We start from the raw sequence: 15638 nt of genomic DNA, 5'->3' as shown, positions 1-15638 counted from the left end.
CGCGGTTCGGGCTCAGGCCGCGTCGAGGTTCGAGAACGCCTCGTCGACCATCTCCCCCGTCTCCGCGATGATGTCGCGCATCTCCTCGTCGTTCGGCGCGAGGCCGCCGAGCCGACCGATCCGCATGATGCTGACGTGGTAGACCGTCTGGACGCCCGGCTCTTCCTCCCAGATCACCACGTTACAGGGAAACAGCGCCCCGAGACGGTTGTCGGAGGACGTGAGCACCCGGTCCGCCATCCGCGGGTTACACGCGCCGAGAACGTAGTACGGCTCGCGGTCGGCGTCGATCTTCTCGTTGAGCAGGTCCGACGGGGAGAACTCGGTCGCGACGCCGAAGCCGGCGTCGAGAAACGTCTCGCGGACGTGCTCGATCGCCTCCTCGTGGGGCATCCGCAGCGTCGCTCGTTCCTCGCCGATGTCCGCCGCTCCGAGCGCCGTCGGATCGATTGGGAGCGCCATGCTCGCCGCTTGGATTTCGAGGCCGAAAAAGCAATTGGGGCGACGCGGACGCGCGGGCCCCGACTCACTCGCTCGTTCGAACCGGCCCGGTGCCGATGACGTCGTGAACCGAGGTCACGAACGTCTGCCGCGAGTCGAAGTAGGTTTCGTCGACACGGTCGAGCACGTCCGAGAGCGTCTGCGGGCCGCTCGGCGTCCGGATGACGGCGTCGCCCTCCTTGCGAAGGATGCTGCTCTTTTCCTGTGGCCACGTGAGCCGGGAGGCGACTCGCGCGATCGGGGCGCCCTCGACCGGCTTCCCCTCGCCGAGTTCGACCGCGGGGCCCTCGTCTTCCGCTTCGTCGTCAGCCATGCTCCCCGGTTCGCCACGGCCGACATTAATCCCTTCGGAACGGTTCCGCCGCCTCCGACCCTCCGCGTCGTCGGCCCGCCGACAGTCTGGCGAGTGTCTGACGTATCGTTTTGTGTACCTGTCGTGTAAGTGCGGACATGACCAGTCTGGGGGAGGTTTACGGCGGCGGATCGGGGGTGGGACCGGACCTCCGACGGCTGTACTTCGGCGTGGGACTGTTCGCCCTCGGGTCGCTTCTCGTCGTCGCCGGAATCGTCGTCGCGACGACGGTACCGGCGGGGCTGACCAGCGGGGATCTATTCGTCGCCAGGAAGTACGGCGGTCTGCTCGCCGGCGTCGGCGTTCCGGCGGTCCTCCTCGGCGTCGTCACCGCGTTGCCGGCCGGGCGGACGACGCGCGCGGCGTCGGTGATCGGCGCGAGCGTCTCGATGATGGGTGTCGCCCTGTTCTCGCACGCCTACCCGTACCGGTGGACCGGCGCGACGATCCCGGAAGGGGCGATCGATCTCACCCTCCCGACCGTCGGCGTCTACTTTTTCGGCCTCATCGCCGTCCTGTGGTGCCTGCTCGTCGGCGTCGCGAACTTCAAGACGCGAAACGACCCGGTCGGGACGGTCAAGATGGAAGTGACCCGTCGGGGCGAAACGAGGATCGTCGAGGTCGACCGCTCCCGGCGGGGCGGCCTCGGCGGCGTCGGACTTCTCGGAGAAGCGCCCGACGGCGAGGTCGAAACGCAGACGAACCGGTCGACCGGGTCGCGGGGGACGGGTTCCCGGACGACGGCGACGGGACCGCGGGCGGGAGCACCGGGGGCGACCGTCAGCGACGGCGGCGCGGCCGCGAACGACGTCCGAACCCCGGGCGACGGCACCCTGCGACCGTCCGCGTCCGGATCGGCGGGCGACGCGGAGATACTGGACGACGCGCCGCGGGCGACGGCCGGCGACAGCTACTGCGGGAGCTGCGCTCGCTTCCGCTACGTTCGGACCGAGGAAGGGATGAAGCCGTACTGCGAGCGCCACAGGGAGCTCATGTCGGACATGGACGCCTGCGAGGAGTGGACGCCGCGGGACCTGCGGTGAGGCGGAGCTTGCGGCGAGAGGTGATCCACGGTGAGACGACGCGGTCGGCGCGTCAGAGTTCACCCAGCCGCTCCGCCACGTCCGCCCAGTGCGTCCCCTTCCAGAACCACTGGCCGCAGCGGCGGCAGCGCCACGCCCGAACCCCGTCGGGCACGTAGTCCGGGCGCGCGTCGCCGTCCGCCCGGACCACGGGGCCGTTGCACCGGCCGCACCGCGAGGGGCGATCGTCCAGTTCGAGGCTGTACCCGGCTTCGCGCAGTTCCCGGAGTTGGTCCTCGGTCCCCCTCGATTCGAGGAGGACGGCGTCCGCCGCGCGGGCGGCGAGGCCGGCGTCTCGGGTGACCAGCCGGCGATCCTCCGCGGCGGCCAGTTCGAGGAGGCGGTCGTCGTCCTCCAGACCGCGATCCAGTGCGTACGCCGCGTCGTAGCCGCACATCCGGAGGTACGTCGAGAGCTTCCCGAGCATCACGTCGAGGAGGAGCCGATCGCGGCCCCGCGCCCGCCCGTCGTTCTCGTTCGCGTCTCCGCCCTTGTTCGCGACCCCGTCCTCGTTCGCGACCCCGTCCTCGTTCGCGACCCCGTCCTCGTTTGCGTCCATCGCTCAGTGGAGGAACTCCCGGAGCCCGTCGACGTCGCGCGCGTTGAGCACGTCCGCGGTTTCGGCCCACCCCCGGCGGGCGGTGTAGACGCCGTACCGGACGTTGTCGAGTTCCGCGGGGCCGTGGGCGTCGGTGTCAATCGCGATCGCGGCCCCCGCCTCGACGGCGATGCGGATCGCCTCGGCGCGGAGGTCCAGCCGGTGCGGGTTGGCGTTGAGTTCGAGCGCGGTGCCGTGTTCGGCCGCCGCCTCGGCGATCCGCTCCAGGTCGAGGTCGAGGCCCGGTCGCTGATTCAGGAGTCGGCCGGTGGGGTGACCGATAATGTCGACCGAGGGGTGCTCGATCGCCCGCAACAGCCGTTCGGTGGCGGCCTCGCGGCCCTGGTCGAGGGCGGTGTGCGGGGAAGCGATCACGACGTCCAGTCCGGAGAGGACGTCGTCGTCGAGCGAGAGACCGCCCTCGGCGTCGATGTTCGTCTCGATGCCGTGGAGCACTTCGACGGGCGCGTCGTCCGCGACGGCCGCGACGGCCGCCGCCTGCTCTTCGACCTCCTCCTCGGAGAGGCCGACGCCCGCGACGATGCCGGGGCCGGCAGCGTGATCGGAGACGCAGTGGTACTCGTAGCCGCGGTCCGCGGCCGCCTCGACCATCTCCTCGATGGTGCGGTTTCCGTCGGACCAGTCGGTGTGGGTGTGGAGGTCGCCGCGGATCTCCTCCTCCCCGACGAGGTCCGGGAGCGAGCCCTCCAGCGCGGCCTCGATCTCGCCCGCGTCCTCGCGGAGTTCGGGCGGCATCGTCGGCATGTCCAGCGCGTCGTAGATCTCCTCCTCCGTCTCCCCGCCGATCCGGGTGCCGACCCGCTGGCCCGTGTCGGGGTCGTCAACCTCGGAGACGTCGAAGATCCCGTACTCGTTTATCTTCAGGTCGCGCGCGATGGCGACGTTCCGGAGGTGGATGTTGTGCTCGCGGCTGCCGGTGAAATACTGGAGCGCGCTGCCGAACTCCGCGGGCGTCGCCACCCGGAGGTCGACGCGGATGCCGTTGGCGCGGACGCTCGCCTTGCTCGGACCCGCCTCGATGACCGTCTCGGCCACGGGCCAGTCGGTGAAGGCGTCGACCACGTCTTCGCCCGCGGTGCTCGCGACGAGCACGTCCACGTCGCCGATGGTCTCGCGCCAGCGCCGGATCGACCCCGCGACCTCCGCGCGCTCGACGCCCTCGGCCTCCCTGAGGTAGTCGAGCACGCCGTCCGCGAGCGGGCGCGCCCTGCCGAGCAGCTGGCGCTCCTGGGCCTGCCGGGCGAACGGGATGTTGTCGAGGATGTTCCGCTCCGTCTTCTCGCCGAACCCCTCGACCGCTCGGATCTCCCCCTCCTCGGCGGCCCGCTCCAGCTCGTCGAGGTTCGTGATCCCGAGCGCCTCGTAGAGGTCGCCGACGGTCCGCGGTCCGACGCCCTCGACGCTCGTCAGCGCCCGCATGTCCACGGGGAGTTCCTCGCGGAGCTCCTCCAGCTCCTCGATCCGCCCGTCGTCGAAGTACTCGACGATCTTGTCCGCGATGGCGTCGCCGACGCCGTCGACGCGTCGAACCGCGTCCGTGCCCTCGGCGGCGAGTTCCTCGATCGGGCGTGGGTACTCGCGGACGTTGTCGGCCGCCCGGCGGTAGCTCCGCGGCTTGTACTCGACGCCCTTCGCGTCGAGCAGGTCCGCGTACTCGTCGAGCAGCGCGGCGACCTCCTCGTTCCGGCTCATCGGCGGATACCCTTGTTGTCGCTCTCGTTGCCGAGCGCCTGCTTGAGAAACTTCATCCAGCGCTTCTGATCGGCCGCCTGCTGCACCTTAGCCTCCTGTTCGAGGTCGACGGGGCGAAGCTGATCGAGGGCGTTCAGCGCCCGGTCGATGCCGATGATGCTCTCGACGAGCGCGCGCCCCTCCTCGTAACTCACCTCGTTGTTCTCGATGCGCCGGAGGCGCTGGAGGCGCTCTCTGCGCAGGTTCTTCTTCGCTCGATCGACGCGCTCGCGCTCGCCGGACGGGATGGTGTCACGGCGCTTGATCTCGAAGACGAACCGGCGCAGGTTGATCTCCTCGCCCTGGACGGTGATCGTCTCCGGGATGTCCGCCCCGACGGTCGCGCCCTCCCGGTTGACGCGCTCCAGCAGTTGCTTTCGCTCGAACTCTTTCACGACTCGGTCACTGGTGGTAGTTGCCGCGGTTCGCACTTTGCTCCTTCGGCGACGATCCCGCGTCGCGACGCTCGATCGACCATCTCGACCGGCCACGGCGTGCGAACGAGTGGCTCGGCCCGTATCGCGGTAAGGGAAGGTTCTTTATGCTCCTCCGGGCTATGCGAAAGATATGGGACTGTTCGATCGATTGCGCGGCAACGACGACCCGCGCGTCGCTTTCATCGGTATCGACGGTGTGCCGTTCAGCCTGCTCGAAGAGCACCGCGACGAGTTTCCCAACTTCGCCGCTTTCGCCGACGAGGGGAGCGCCGGCGCGATCGACAGCATCGTCCCCCCCGAGTCCAGCGCCTGCTGGCCGGCGCTCACGACCGGCGTCAATCCCGGTGAAACCGGCGTCTACGGGTTTCAGGACCGAGAAGTCGGCTCGTACGACACCTACGTCCCCATGGGCCGCGACGTGCAGGCGACCCGCCTCTGGGACCGCGTCTCCGAGACCGGGAGGGACGCGACCGTCCTGAACGTTCCCGTCACGTTCCCCCCGCAGCGGAACGTCCAGCGGATGGTGTCGGGCTTTCTCTCGCCCGGCATCGACAAGGCCGCCCGCCCCGACGAACTGCGCGACTACCTCCAGTCGATCGGCTACAAGATCGACGTGAACGCCAAGCTCGGGCACAAAGAGGACAAGAGCGAGTTCATGGAGGACGCCCACGAGACGCTCGACAGGCGGTTCGAGGCGTTCGAACACTACATCGAACAGGACGACTGGGACCTCTTTTTCGGCGTCTTCATGACCACCGACCGCGTGAACCACTTTCTCTTCAAGGACTACGAGCGCGACGGCGAGAACAAGGACGCGTTCATGGACTTCTACCGGAAGCTGGACGACTACATCGGGCGCATCCGCGCCATGCTCCCCGACGACGTGACGCTCGTCGTCGCCAGCGACCACGGGTTCACCTCGCTCGACTACGAGGTTCACTTCAACACCTGGCTCGAACAGGAAGGCTGGCTCAGCTACCGGACGGACGACCACTCGGAACTCGACGACATCAGCGACGACGCCGTCGCCTACTCGCTCATCCCCGGCCGGTTCTACATCAACCTCGAAGGGCGCGAACCGCGCGGGACCGTCCCGCAGAGCGAGTACGAGTCGACGCGCGCCGAACTCAAGGAGGCGCTCGAATCGCTCGAAGGCCCCGACGGGAAGAAGGTGTGCGCCCGCGTCGTCGAGAAGGAGGAGGCGTTCCGCGGCGACCACGACGACATCGCGCCCGACCTCGTCGCCATCCCGAACCACGGCTTCGACCTGAAGGCCGGCTTCAAGGGTCACGACGACGTGTTCGGAAGCGGGCCGCGCAACGGGATGCACAGCTTCGAGAACGCGACGCTGTACGTCGACGACCCCGAGGCGACCATCGGCGAGGCCGACCTGTTCGACATCGCGCCGACCATCCTCGACCTGATGGAGGTCGACTACTCGCGGACCGAGTTCGACGGCGCGAGCCTCGTCTGAGCGCGCTCGATCCGCCGACCGCTTCTCACGCCGACTCCTGCGAGGTGACGTAGACGACCTCGACGGAGGTGTCCCTGCCCGTCTCGCCCGTCAGGCGCTCGTCGATCCGATCTGCCAATCCCGGCACCGATGCGCCGTCGGGGTGGCCGACGACGACGGTCACCTCGGCGGGGGTCCCGAACGACGCGTAGGTCACGCCGGCGAGGACCACGGAGAGCACGGCGAGAACCGCCGCGATGGTCGCGAGCCGCGACAGCAGCGTCCGCCTGACCGCCGCGGTTTCCGAGGAGCGCTCCGGACGGTACCCGGCGGCCCACAGCAGGACCAGCGCCGAGAGGTTGATGGCGAGGAGGTTCACGAGCACGAGCACGCTCGCCTCCGCCGCGGCGAGCGGAAGCCCCCACGCGACCGCGAGTCCCGCCGTCGCGGCCGGCGGAACGAGCGCGACGGCGATGGCCACGCCGACGAGAGTCGTCCCCGCGTTCCGAACGAGGCTTAGGGCGCCGGCCGTTCCCGACCCCAGCGCGAGAAAGAGCGACAGGAAGTTCGGCGTGAGCCGTTCCCGGACCTGCGGGATGGCTTCGAGGTCGGTGGCCGGCGGAACGATCATGGTCTCCCTGAGGGCCCACCCCAGGAGCGCCGCGGTCGCGACGACGAGCAGTAACCCGGCCGTCTGGAGCGCGACGCCGCGGGAGGCGAGGTCGCGATCGCCGAGAACCGTCCCGATGCTCGCCGAGAGCGCCGGCCCCATCAACGGGGCGATGACCATCGCGCCGACGATCGTCGCCTCGGAGTCCGAGAGCAGCCCCGCGGCCGCGATGAGCGTGCTCAAGAGGAGAAAGGCGACGTAGGTCGACGTCTCGGGGGCGAGGTCTTCCGTCCGCGCGAGCAACTCCTCGCGGGAGATGCGGTTCCCGCGGTACCGACCCCGAAGCGCGTCGATTCGGGCCGAGACGACCGTCTCCGTCGGCAGGACGATCGCGTACGAGTCGTCCCTGATTCCCACGTTTCGGAGGCGTTCGAGCGCGGACTCGACGCCGGCCGGCGGTACCGGAAACGAGACGACCGCCTCGAAGTCGCCGCGCCCCGTCTCCTCCCAGACCGCGTAGTCGATGCCCTCGCCGTCGAGAACCGTCAGAGCGGCCTCGCGTCGCCCCGACGGGATCATGATCTGAACCAGACGCACGTGTTGAGTAGGTGTCAGGTAGAGATAACTCCCTCACCCGTCCGCGCGGACGGGGAACCGGGGTGGAGAGCGGTCGGGGTGCCGCGAACGGCGCGCCGACGAACCGACGGGACGGTCAGAGCAGCGGGTCGAGCCGGTCGTCTTCGAGGACGCTCGCCGAATCCGGTCGCTCTTCCGTCGCGCTCTCCTGCGCCCGCGCCGCGCGCTCCAGAAACTCCGCCAACGCGGTCGCGCACTTTCCCCCGCCTGACCCACCCCGATCAGCACGACCCTCATACCGAACACGTGTCTCTTCCGCTACTCAACGCTACCCTGACAATTTCAAATACGAAGACCGGAGAACCCGCACCTATGGACGAGACGGCACTCGCAGAGCGGCTTGCGGCCGTAGAGCGCGCGCTGATCGGCGACGAGAGGAGCGTCGACGGGATCGCCGACGCCGCGGAGCGGGACGCACGGCTCGAAGAGCTGACGGAAGCGGTCGAACGCCTCGACGACCGCGTCGCCGAGCTCGAGGCGGCGACGATGGCGCTCCGCGGCTACGTCGGAAACGTCCGCGCGGTCAACCGCGACGTCGAACGACGCGCGGACGCGGCGCTCGCCGGAGTCGAAGCGCTCGAAGCGGCGCGTCGAGGCCCGACGCGCGGGGACGAGGTCGACGAGTTCGACGAGGTCGTCGCGGGGATCCGGGGATCGAGTGGTGCTTCGGCCGAGGGATCGGCCGGTTCGGACGCCTCCCTGGACGTCGACCGATCGCATGCGACCGAGGGCGGGGACGCGTCGACCGACGCCGACTCGGTCGAGGCGGCGACCGACGCCGACGGGGACGGGCGCCCGACGAACCTCGCCGATCGTCTGCGCGCGGTGCTGTGATACGGATCGTGCTGGCGGCCGCGCTGACCGTCGCGCTTTTCGCCGCCTCGCTTCCCGCGGTCGACGACGCCCGGGCCGATCGGACCGCGGCGCGGCTCGACGCCGATCTCGACCGCTTCGAGCGCACCGCCCGCGACCTCGCGGCCCGAGAGGATCCCGTCGAGCCGGGGACGCCGGGTGCGCGTCGGACCGTCGAGATCAGACTGCCGGGCCGATCGTGGACCGCGGAACCGGTCGAAGCGGTGCGGATCGGCTGCCCCCGACCGCGGTGTCGAAGCGCGACCGTGACCTACAGGCTCTCCGGCGGATCTGTCGAGCGGAGGCGGGTAGACGGAGTCGCCCTCCGGACGCCCGGAGGGGCCATCAGCCTGCGCGAACCCGGCGTCCACCGGCTGCGGATGACGCTCGAACGGCGCAACGGCGCGCCGACCGTGATCGTCCGCCGGTCGCGGGGCGGGATTTGAAATACCGGGACGCGACCAGCGCGGACTATGAACGTGCTTCGTTGGCTGCGGAACCCGGACGATCGGACCTGTCGCTGCGAGGCGATGTTCGTCGAACCGGCCGGAATCGGCCGCTCGGACCGCGTCGATCTCGTCGTCGAGAGCGACGACTGCCCCGGCGGGGGCGATCTCGCGGCGGAGTCCGACTGTCGGGCGACCGTCGTCGGCGCCCTCTCACGGCGCGACGCCGACGCCGTTCGGACCCGCGCGGACGGGCGGGAACGCCAGTACGTCGACGGCGCCGCGGCGTTGCTCCTCGCGGCGGGGCGGTTCGTCGAGCGCGCGGCGTTTCACGACGGGCGGCTCGCCGAGGTCGCGGCGAGCGACCCGCTTCGCGCCGCCCGCGAGGCGACGGGGCGGGCGGGACCGGTCGCGGCCATCGCCGCGGAGACGGGGCTCGCCGAGGGCGCGGCGAGGGCGGACGGGTACGGCGACGCGCTCCGGCCGTTCGTCGGCCCGACGATCGCCCGCTCCCGCGTGACGATCCGACCGCCGGCCGGGGCGCGGCTCGACGACCGCTGGCCACTCGACACGGGTGCGGCCGTCCGGATCTACGACGCCGGTCTGGATCGGCGGGTGTACCACCTGGAACCGGTCGCGCACGCGCTCGGCGAGGGGGAGGCGTCGACGCTCGCGGCGGCCGCCGAACTGCTCGCGTCCGGCGGCGTCTCGGGCGGGGCTCGGGCGCCCGGACGGGCCGTCCGTCGCGTCGCCGACGAGGCTGACCCCGTCGAGCGGCTCTCGGCGGTGCTGGAGCGGTACACCCGGGGCCACGGCGTGCTCGACGACCTGTTCGCCGATCCGCGCGTGTCGGACGCGTTCGTCACCGCTCCCGCGACCGAAAACCCCGTCCGCGTCACCGTCGACGGCGAGCGGATGCGGACGAACGTCCGGCTGACGCCCGGCGGCGCGGCGGCCCTCGCCTCGCGGTTCAGGCGCGCGAGCGGCCGGGCGTTCTCGCGCGCGCACCCGACGATCGACGCGGTCGTCGAGCCGTCGACCGGGGAGGGGCGCGTCCGCGTCGCCGGCGTGACCGCGCCGGCGAGCGACGGCCTCGCGTTCGCCTTCAGGCGACACGGCGGCGACGCGTGGACGCTCCCCGGTCTGATCGCCAACGGAACCGTGCCGGCGGACGCGGCGGCGCTCCTCTCCGTCGCCGTCGAGCGATCGGCGGCCGCGCTCGTCGCCGGTACCCGCGGCGCGGGGAAGACGACGACCCTCGGCGCGCTGCTCTGGGAGCTGCCGGCCGCGACCCGCACCGTCGTCATCGAAGATTCCCCGGAGCTGCCGGTTCGGGCGCTCCAAGAGCGCGGGCGCGACGTGCAGCGCCTGCGGGTCGGAACCGACGACGACGCGGTGCTCTCGCCCACGGACGCACTCCGAACGGCTCTTCGGCTCGGAGAGGGCGCGCTCGTCGTCGGCGAGGTTCGCGGCGAGGAGGCCGCGGCGCTGTACGAGGCGATGCGGGTCGGCGCCGCGGGCAGCGCCGTGCTCGGGACGATCCACGGCGACGGCGGCGACGCCGTCCGCGAGCGGGTCGTCTCGGATCTCGGCGTGCCGGAGTCCTCGTTCGGCGCGACGGACCTGGTGGCGACCCTGAGAGGTGACGACCGGCGTCGCGTCTCGCGCATCGAGGAGGTTCGAACGGCGGTGGACGGCGTGCACTTCGAGCCGCTCTACGCGCCGGGTGAGGACGGACTCGCGCCGACGGGCGCGATCGCTCGCGGCGATAGCGAGCTGGTCGCGAGCCTCGCTCGGCCGGGCGAGTCGTACGCGGCGCTCCTGACCGCGCTGGAAGACCGCGAGTCGCTCCTCGCCGCTCTCGCGGACGCGGAGCGCACCCGACCGGAAGACGTCGTCGCGGCGTATCGAGACGGGGGCGGAACCGAATGACGACCGCGCGCGTCGTACTCTGCCTCTGCCGGGCGCTCGCGCGGTTGTGGCCGCTCGAAGTCGAGCCGAGCGACGACCTCGTCCGATCGCTCACCTACGTCGGCGACGACCTCGCACCGGAGACGGTCGTCCGCGCCGGCTACGGGGCCGGAATCGTCTGCGGCGCGGGCGCGCTCGCCGTCTGCTCGCTCGTCCGTTCGGCTTCCGGAGCGCTCGCGGTTCCGGCGGCGCTCGCGGCGGCGGCCGCGGCGACGCACGTCGTCCACGCCCTTCCGTCGGCGGTGGCACGCGCCCGCCGGACCAGGGCTCTCGGTTCGACGACCGGCCTGTTAGGCCGCGCCGTGCTCCGGATGCGGATCGAACCGTCGCCCGAGCGGGCCGCGGGCTTCGCCGCCCGAACGGGGGACGGCGCGCTGGCGCGGAGCCTCGACGAACACGTCCGGAGAGCGGAGGGGACGCCCGCGACGGGGTTCGACGGCTTCGCCACCGAGTGGGCCGACTGGTTTCCGGCGCTCGACAGGGCGACCTCCCTCCTCGTCGCGAGCGCCGAGGCCCCCGCCGCCGAGCGGGGACGGACGCTGGATCGGGCGCTGTCGGCGGTTCTCGAAGGAACGCGCGACCGGATGACCGCGTTCGCGGCGGCCGTCCGCGGCCCGGCGACCGGGCTGTACGCCTTCGGCGTGCTCCTGCCGCTGGCGCTCGTCGGCGTCCTCCCCGCGGCGCGGGTCGCGGGAGTCGGCGTCACGCTCTCCGGATTCGTCCTCCTCTACGACGTCGCGCTACCGGCCGCGCTCGTCGCCGCCGGCGCGTGGTTGCTCGCGCGGCGGCCGGTCGCGTTTCCGCCGCCGACGGTCGACCGTACCCACCCGGGGATCCCCGACAGAACGTGGCCGGCGCCAGCCGTCGGCTGCTGCGCCGCGGCGGTCGCGTGGATCGCCGCGACCGCGATGATCGGATGGGCGGGGCCGATCGCCGGTCTCGGCTGCGGGATCGGCGCGGCGCTCTTCGTCCGGTATCGGCCGGTGAAGGCCGTCCGGGACCGCGTTCGGGCCGTCGAATCGGGGCTCCCCGACGCGCTCTATCTCGTCGGAAGACGGGTGTCCGAGGGGGAGTCGGTCGAGGCGGCTCTCGCGCGGGCGAGCGAGGAGGTCTCCGGGCCGGCCGGCGCGGTTCTCGGCGACGCCGTCCGCGTCCTGCGAACGCTTCGAGTCGACGTTCGGGCGGCGTTCCTCGGCCCGTACGGGGCGCTCTCGGACGTTCCGAGCCCGCGCGCCCGCGGAGCCGCGGGTCTGCTCGCGCTCGCGGCGACCGAGGGACGGCCGGCAGGCAACGTCCTCGTCGCGATGGCGGATCAGCTGGACGAACTCCGGCGGGCCGAACGCGACGCGCGGCGGGAGCTGTCTCAGGTGACCGGGACGCTCGCTAACACGGCGGCCGTCTTCGCGCCGCTCGTCGGCGGCGCGACCGTCGCGCTCGCCTCGCGCGTCTCCGGGGCCGGAGTCGGAGTCGGAGCCGGAGCCGCGGCCGGCGGGAACCTCGATCGCGCCGGAATGAGCGCCGGCGCCGCGCTTTCGACCGCGGATCTGGGGACCGCCGTCGGCGCGTACGTTCTCCTGCTCGCCGCGCTCCTGACGGGGCTCTCGGTCGGGCTCGAACGGGGGTTCGACCGCGCGCTCGTCGGCTACCGCGTCGGCCTGGCGCTTCTCGCCGCGACGGCGACGTACCTCTCGGCCGTCGTCTGTGCCGGGGTGTTCGTCTGATGCGGAGACGGACCGAAGATCGGCCGACTATCGATCGGACGGCACCCGATGTTTAAGTGCGAAAACGGGACCATCCCGGACCATGTTCGACGTTCCACTCGACGCGTGGTACGGCTGGCTCGGCGCGGCGCTCGCGAGCGCCGCGATTCTCGGGACCGCCTGGTCGCTCCCGACGGCGGCGCCGCCGGACGCCGCGGGGATCGCCGACACGGTCGACTCCGTCGCGGCGAGCGACTACCCGGCGACCGCCGAGCACCCCCTCGACGCGACCGCGGTCAGACTCGGGCCGCACCGGATCGGCCTCAAGAGCGACGGCGGGACGGCCCACGCGTCGTTCGCGTTCGGTCCCGTGACGCCCGTCCGATCGAACTCGCCGCTGGAGTCTGTGCTGTACGGGACGCCGCCCGACCGCGCGTTCGATTCCCCCGAGGCGTTCAGGCAGGCGATCATCGACGCGCGGACGCGGGAGCCGACGTGGGCGTCGGTCGACCGGACGCTCGTCGCGCGGCGCACCTCGTGGGAGGGAGTCGATGTCACGCTGGTCGGCGCGTAGGGGACAGGCCGAGCCGACGGTCGCGCTCGCGGCCCTGTTCGCCGTCTGTCTCGGGCTGGGGCTGTACGCCGGCGTTCTGGACGAGGCGCTGCCGGGGACCGACCGCGACCTCGCGGAGCCGACGCTCGGACGCGTGCACGACGCGCTCGCCACCGGCGGGGTCGTCGCGCCGGAATCCGTCAGCGAGGGACCGGCCGCCGGTCCGGACGGGTACCGCCTCAACGTCACCGTCCGCGCGGACGGACGCGAGTGGACCGCGGGACCGACGCCGCCGGTAAAAGCGGCGACCGGGGCAGCGACTGCGACGGTTGACAGCGCGTCTCGGCCGGTCAGCGTCCGGCTCGGCCCCGGCGTGATCGCGCCGGGCAAGCTCCGCGTGGTGGTCTGGGCGTGACCAGCGCGGCGCTCGACGCGACGCTCTGTCTCGTCCTCCTGAGCGCGGCCGCGACGACGCTCGTCGCGGTTCCGGGCGCGGATCGACCCGCGGAGGGAGGAACCGCCGACGCGACGGCGGAAGTGCTGGCGACGAGCACGACGAACGTCCGGTACACGCTGGCGCCCGGCGCGAGACGGGCGGACGAGCGGCTCGTCCCGTTTCCGGAGACCGACGGACCGGAGTTCGATCGGACGGCCCACGGGACCTACGCCGAGCTGCTGGCCGACGCGGCGGTCGAGCGGCCGACCGTTCGGGGAGAACGTCTCACCCGAACCGGCGACGACTTCGCCCGGAAGGTGCGTCGCGCGGTGAGAAACGCGACGGGTCCGAGAGCGCACGTCGTCGCGGTATGGCGGCCGTACCCCGGTTCGCACCTGCAGGGCAGGCTCGCCGTCGGGGAAGCGCCTCCTGCGGGCGCCGCCGTCCACGCGGCGACGCTCGCCGCGCCGAGCGGGCTGCCGGCGGCCCGCAGTGACGCGATCGCCGCCGCGGAGCGGGGCGGATTCGGGGCGGTCGCGGGGGTCGTCGCCGATCGGATCGTCGGCGGGTTGTTCCCGCCCGAGCGGACCCGGTTCGCGCTTCGAGACGACTACCCGCTTCCGGAGCTGGTCACGTACAGGTACCTCCGAACGGCGGCGCTGTACGGCGCAGACGCCGGCGACGTCGAGAACGCCGCGAGGCGGGACCGGACGGGGGCGGCGAACGACCGGCTCGCCGAGGCGCTGTCGACGGCGATAGAGCGCGACCTCCGCCGGAGGTTCGAGACCCCGCGAGCCGCCGCCAGGACCGTGGACGTTCGATCCGTCCGAATCACCGTCCGGACGTGGTCGCCGTGACCCCGGGAGGGTCTCGACGGTGAAGCTCGCCGACGACCGGCGGGCGCGGGTACCGTTCGCGCTCGTCGGCGTGCTGCTGCTCGTGACGAGCGCCGCGTTCGCGTCGACGGTGTCGACCCGCGGGCCGACGATCGAGGACCGCGCCGTCGAGGCCGCGATGGATCGGGTCGAGGCGAACGCCGCGACGGCGCTTCGGAGCGCGGTCCGGGAGGCCGCTCGCGACGCCGCGAGAGCGCCGGTGACCGCGCCGGCGTCGACGCCGGCCGGGCGGGCGCTGAACGAAACCGCGCCGTTCCGCGACGCGCTCCGGATTCGGATCTATCTCCGGGCCGAGGCAAAGCTCAAGGAGACGCGCTACCGCCGGGGAGACGTCGTCGCGGTCGCGTCGCTCCCGGCGGTCGACGGTGCGGCCGACCTTCGCCCGGCGAAGCGTCGGGTGAGCGTCGAGCCCGTCGCCGACGGAACGGCGCTGCGCGTTGTCGTCCGAAACGTGGCGAGAACGGCAAAGCGCGGCGGCAGGACGGTCGCCCGCGAGTCCCGGAGCGTGACGCTCACCGTCGCCGCGCCGGTGTTGGCGCTCCACGAGCGAACCGGGGCGTTCGAGCGGCGGCTGAACCGCGGGCCGCTCGACGGACCGGGACTCGGTCGGCAGCTGACGGCCCGACTGTACCCGGTGGCGTGGGCGCGCGGCTACGGCCAGTACGGCGGCGCTCCGATCGAGAACGTCGTCGCCAACCGCCACGTCGAACTCTCGGCGAACGGCGGCGTCCTGGCCGTCCAGCGATCGGTGTTCGGGCGGAGCGATCCGGCCGCCGGACGGGGACTCGCCCGCGCGACCGCCCGGGTCGGCGTGCAGGACCTCCTGGCGGCGACCCCGTTGCGGGGAGAACAGTGGGCCGAAACCGTCGTCGTGCGGCCGAACGGACCGATCGAGGACGGTCCGATCCCCCGGCTCGATCCGGCCCCCGCACGCGACGCCGACGACGGCGTGACGGTCGGCGTGAACCGGTCCGCGGACGAAGCGTTCGCCGCGTTCGTCGCCGCGGGCGACGAGGAGTCCTTCGAGGGGACGCTGCGCGGATCGTACCGCACCGAGGCGAGGCTTCGCACCGACGTGACTCAAACGCGCGACGGCGACAGGCCGCGCCGCCGACCGCCGGGTCCGAACTGGACGCTCGCGGGGGAGCGAACGGCGGATCGGATCACCGTCGATAGGACCGGCGGCGACCGTCGCCCCGCCGTCGGGGACTCGTTCAGAATCGGATCGGGGGCGAACCGGAACGACCCGTCCGTATCGAGTTCGATATTCGAGACGGACGCCCGCGACGTCACGGTGCACCACCGGATCGTCCGAACGTGGCGGAAGGGGAATCGGACGAGAGAGCGCCGCGCCGAGTGACGG

At 72.1% G+C, this 15638-nt stretch carries 16 protein-coding genes; 10 read left to right on the top strand and 6 right to left on the bottom strand.

The annotated features are described in order from the left end of the window. Positions 1-12: 12 nt before the first annotated feature. Complete coding sequence (locus CNO20_RS11470) at positions 13-462, bottom strand: DUF302 domain-containing protein (RefSeq protein ID WP_101296271.1); 450 nt, start codon at positions 460-462, stop codon at positions 13-15. A 64-nt stretch (positions 463-526) separates the two neighbouring features. Continuing rightward, positions 527-814 carry a DUF5789 family protein gene (locus CNO20_RS11465; protein WP_101296270.1) on the bottom strand — a complete coding sequence of 96 codons (288 nt, stop codon included), beginning with the start codon at positions 812-814 and terminating at the stop codon, positions 527-529. Between the two features lie 137 nt (positions 815-951). On the opposite strand from CNO20_RS11465, the gene CNO20_RS11460 reads away from it, so the two are divergent. Further along, positions 952-1896, top strand: coding sequence for a cell division protein CdpA domain-containing protein (locus CNO20_RS11460; protein ID WP_101296269.1), 945 nt, complete (start codon positions 952-954; stop codon positions 1894-1896). Between the two features lie 52 nt (positions 1897-1948). Here the strand turns inward: CNO20_RS11460 and CNO20_RS11455 are convergent, their stop codons facing one another. The 3 genes from CNO20_RS11455 to CNO20_RS11445 are packed head-to-tail and all read right to left on the bottom strand — an operon-like array spanning position 1949 to position 4680. Continuing rightward, entirely contained in the window at positions 1949-2494 is a 546-nt protein-coding gene (locus CNO20_RS11455) for a Mut7-C RNAse domain-containing protein (RefSeq protein ID WP_101296268.1), read from the bottom strand. Between the two features lie 3 nt (positions 2495-2497). Then, entirely contained in the window at positions 2498-4246 is a 1749-nt protein-coding gene (polX, locus tag CNO20_RS11450) for a DNA polymerase/3'-5' exonuclease PolX (protein WP_101296267.1), read from the bottom strand. After that, on the bottom strand, positions 4243-4680 hold the full coding sequence (locus CNO20_RS11445) for a DUF5788 family protein (RefSeq protein ID WP_101296266.1): 438 nt from the start codon (positions 4678-4680) through the stop codon (positions 4243-4245). Before CNO20_RS11445 ends, polX begins: the two co-directional genes overlap by 4 nt. A 172-nt stretch (positions 4681-4852) precedes the next feature. Between CNO20_RS11445 and CNO20_RS11440 the strand changes: the two genes are divergently transcribed. Beyond that, on the top strand, positions 4853-6196 hold the full coding sequence (locus tag CNO20_RS11440) for an alkaline phosphatase family protein (protein ID WP_101296265.1): 1344 nt from the start codon (positions 4853-4855) through the stop codon (positions 6194-6196). A gap of 25 nt (positions 6197-6221) precedes the next feature. On the opposite strand, the gene CNO20_RS11435 is transcribed toward CNO20_RS11440, so the two are convergent. Further along, the gene (locus CNO20_RS11435) at positions 6222-7382 is read right to left on the bottom strand and encodes a TIGR00341 family protein (RefSeq protein ID WP_101296264.1); all 1161 of its coding nucleotides are present in this window, start codon (positions 7380-7382) and stop codon (positions 6222-6224) included. A 351-nt stretch (positions 7383-7733) separates the two neighbouring features. Between CNO20_RS11435 and CNO20_RS11430 the strand changes: the two genes are divergently transcribed. From CNO20_RS11430 to CNO20_RS11395, 8 genes are all read left to right on the top strand, one after another. Next, entirely contained in the window at positions 7734-8255 is a 522-nt protein-coding gene (locus CNO20_RS11430; protein ID WP_101296263.1) for a DUF7310 family coiled-coil domain-containing protein, read from the top strand. Further along, on the top strand, positions 8252-8719 hold the full coding sequence (locus CNO20_RS11425; protein WP_101296262.1) for a DUF7311 family protein: 468 nt from the start codon (positions 8252-8254) through the stop codon (positions 8717-8719). Before CNO20_RS11430 ends, CNO20_RS11425 begins: the two co-directional genes overlap by 4 nt. Positions 8720-8746: 27 nt before the next feature. Then, positions 8747-10651, top strand: coding sequence for an ATPase, T2SS/T4P/T4SS family (locus CNO20_RS11420; protein WP_101296261.1), 1905 nt, complete (start codon positions 8747-8749; stop codon positions 10649-10651). Then, complete coding sequence (locus CNO20_RS11415; RefSeq protein WP_101296260.1) at positions 10648-12411, top strand: type II secretion system protein; 1764 nt, start codon at positions 10648-10650, stop codon at positions 12409-12411. The genes CNO20_RS11420 and CNO20_RS11415 overlap by 4 nt, the downstream gene beginning before the upstream one ends. Before the next feature lie 82 nt (positions 12412-12493). Continuing rightward, the gene (locus tag CNO20_RS11410) at positions 12494-12964 is read left to right on the top strand and encodes a DUF7283 family protein (protein WP_101296259.1); all 471 of its coding nucleotides are present in this window, start codon (positions 12494-12496) and stop codon (positions 12962-12964) included. Further along, positions 12942-13358 carry a DUF7285 family protein gene (locus tag CNO20_RS11405; protein WP_101296258.1) on the top strand — a complete coding sequence of 139 codons (417 nt, stop codon included), beginning with the start codon at positions 12942-12944 and terminating at the stop codon, positions 13356-13358. Before CNO20_RS11410 ends, CNO20_RS11405 begins: the two co-directional genes overlap by 23 nt. Beyond that, positions 13355-14236 (top strand): DUF7284 family protein, encoded by an 882-nt coding sequence (locus CNO20_RS11400; protein WP_101296257.1) that lies wholly within the window; start codon positions 13355-13357, stop codon positions 14234-14236. Before CNO20_RS11405 ends, CNO20_RS11400 begins: the two co-directional genes overlap by 4 nt. Before the next feature lie 19 nt (positions 14237-14255). Further along, positions 14256-15635 carry a DUF7286 family protein gene (locus CNO20_RS11395; RefSeq protein ID WP_101296256.1) on the top strand — a complete coding sequence of 460 codons (1380 nt, stop codon included), beginning with the start codon at positions 14256-14258 and terminating at the stop codon, positions 15633-15635. Positions 15636-15638: the final 3 nt, after the last annotated feature.

Source organism: Halegenticoccus soli, from assembly GCF_002844195.1.
Taxonomy (GTDB): domain Archaea; phylum Halobacteriota; class Halobacteria; order Halobacteriales; family Haloferacaceae; genus Halegenticoccus; species Halegenticoccus soli.
Note: the sequence above shows the minus strand (reverse complement) of the source record. Positions and strands in the feature narration are given on the sequence as shown.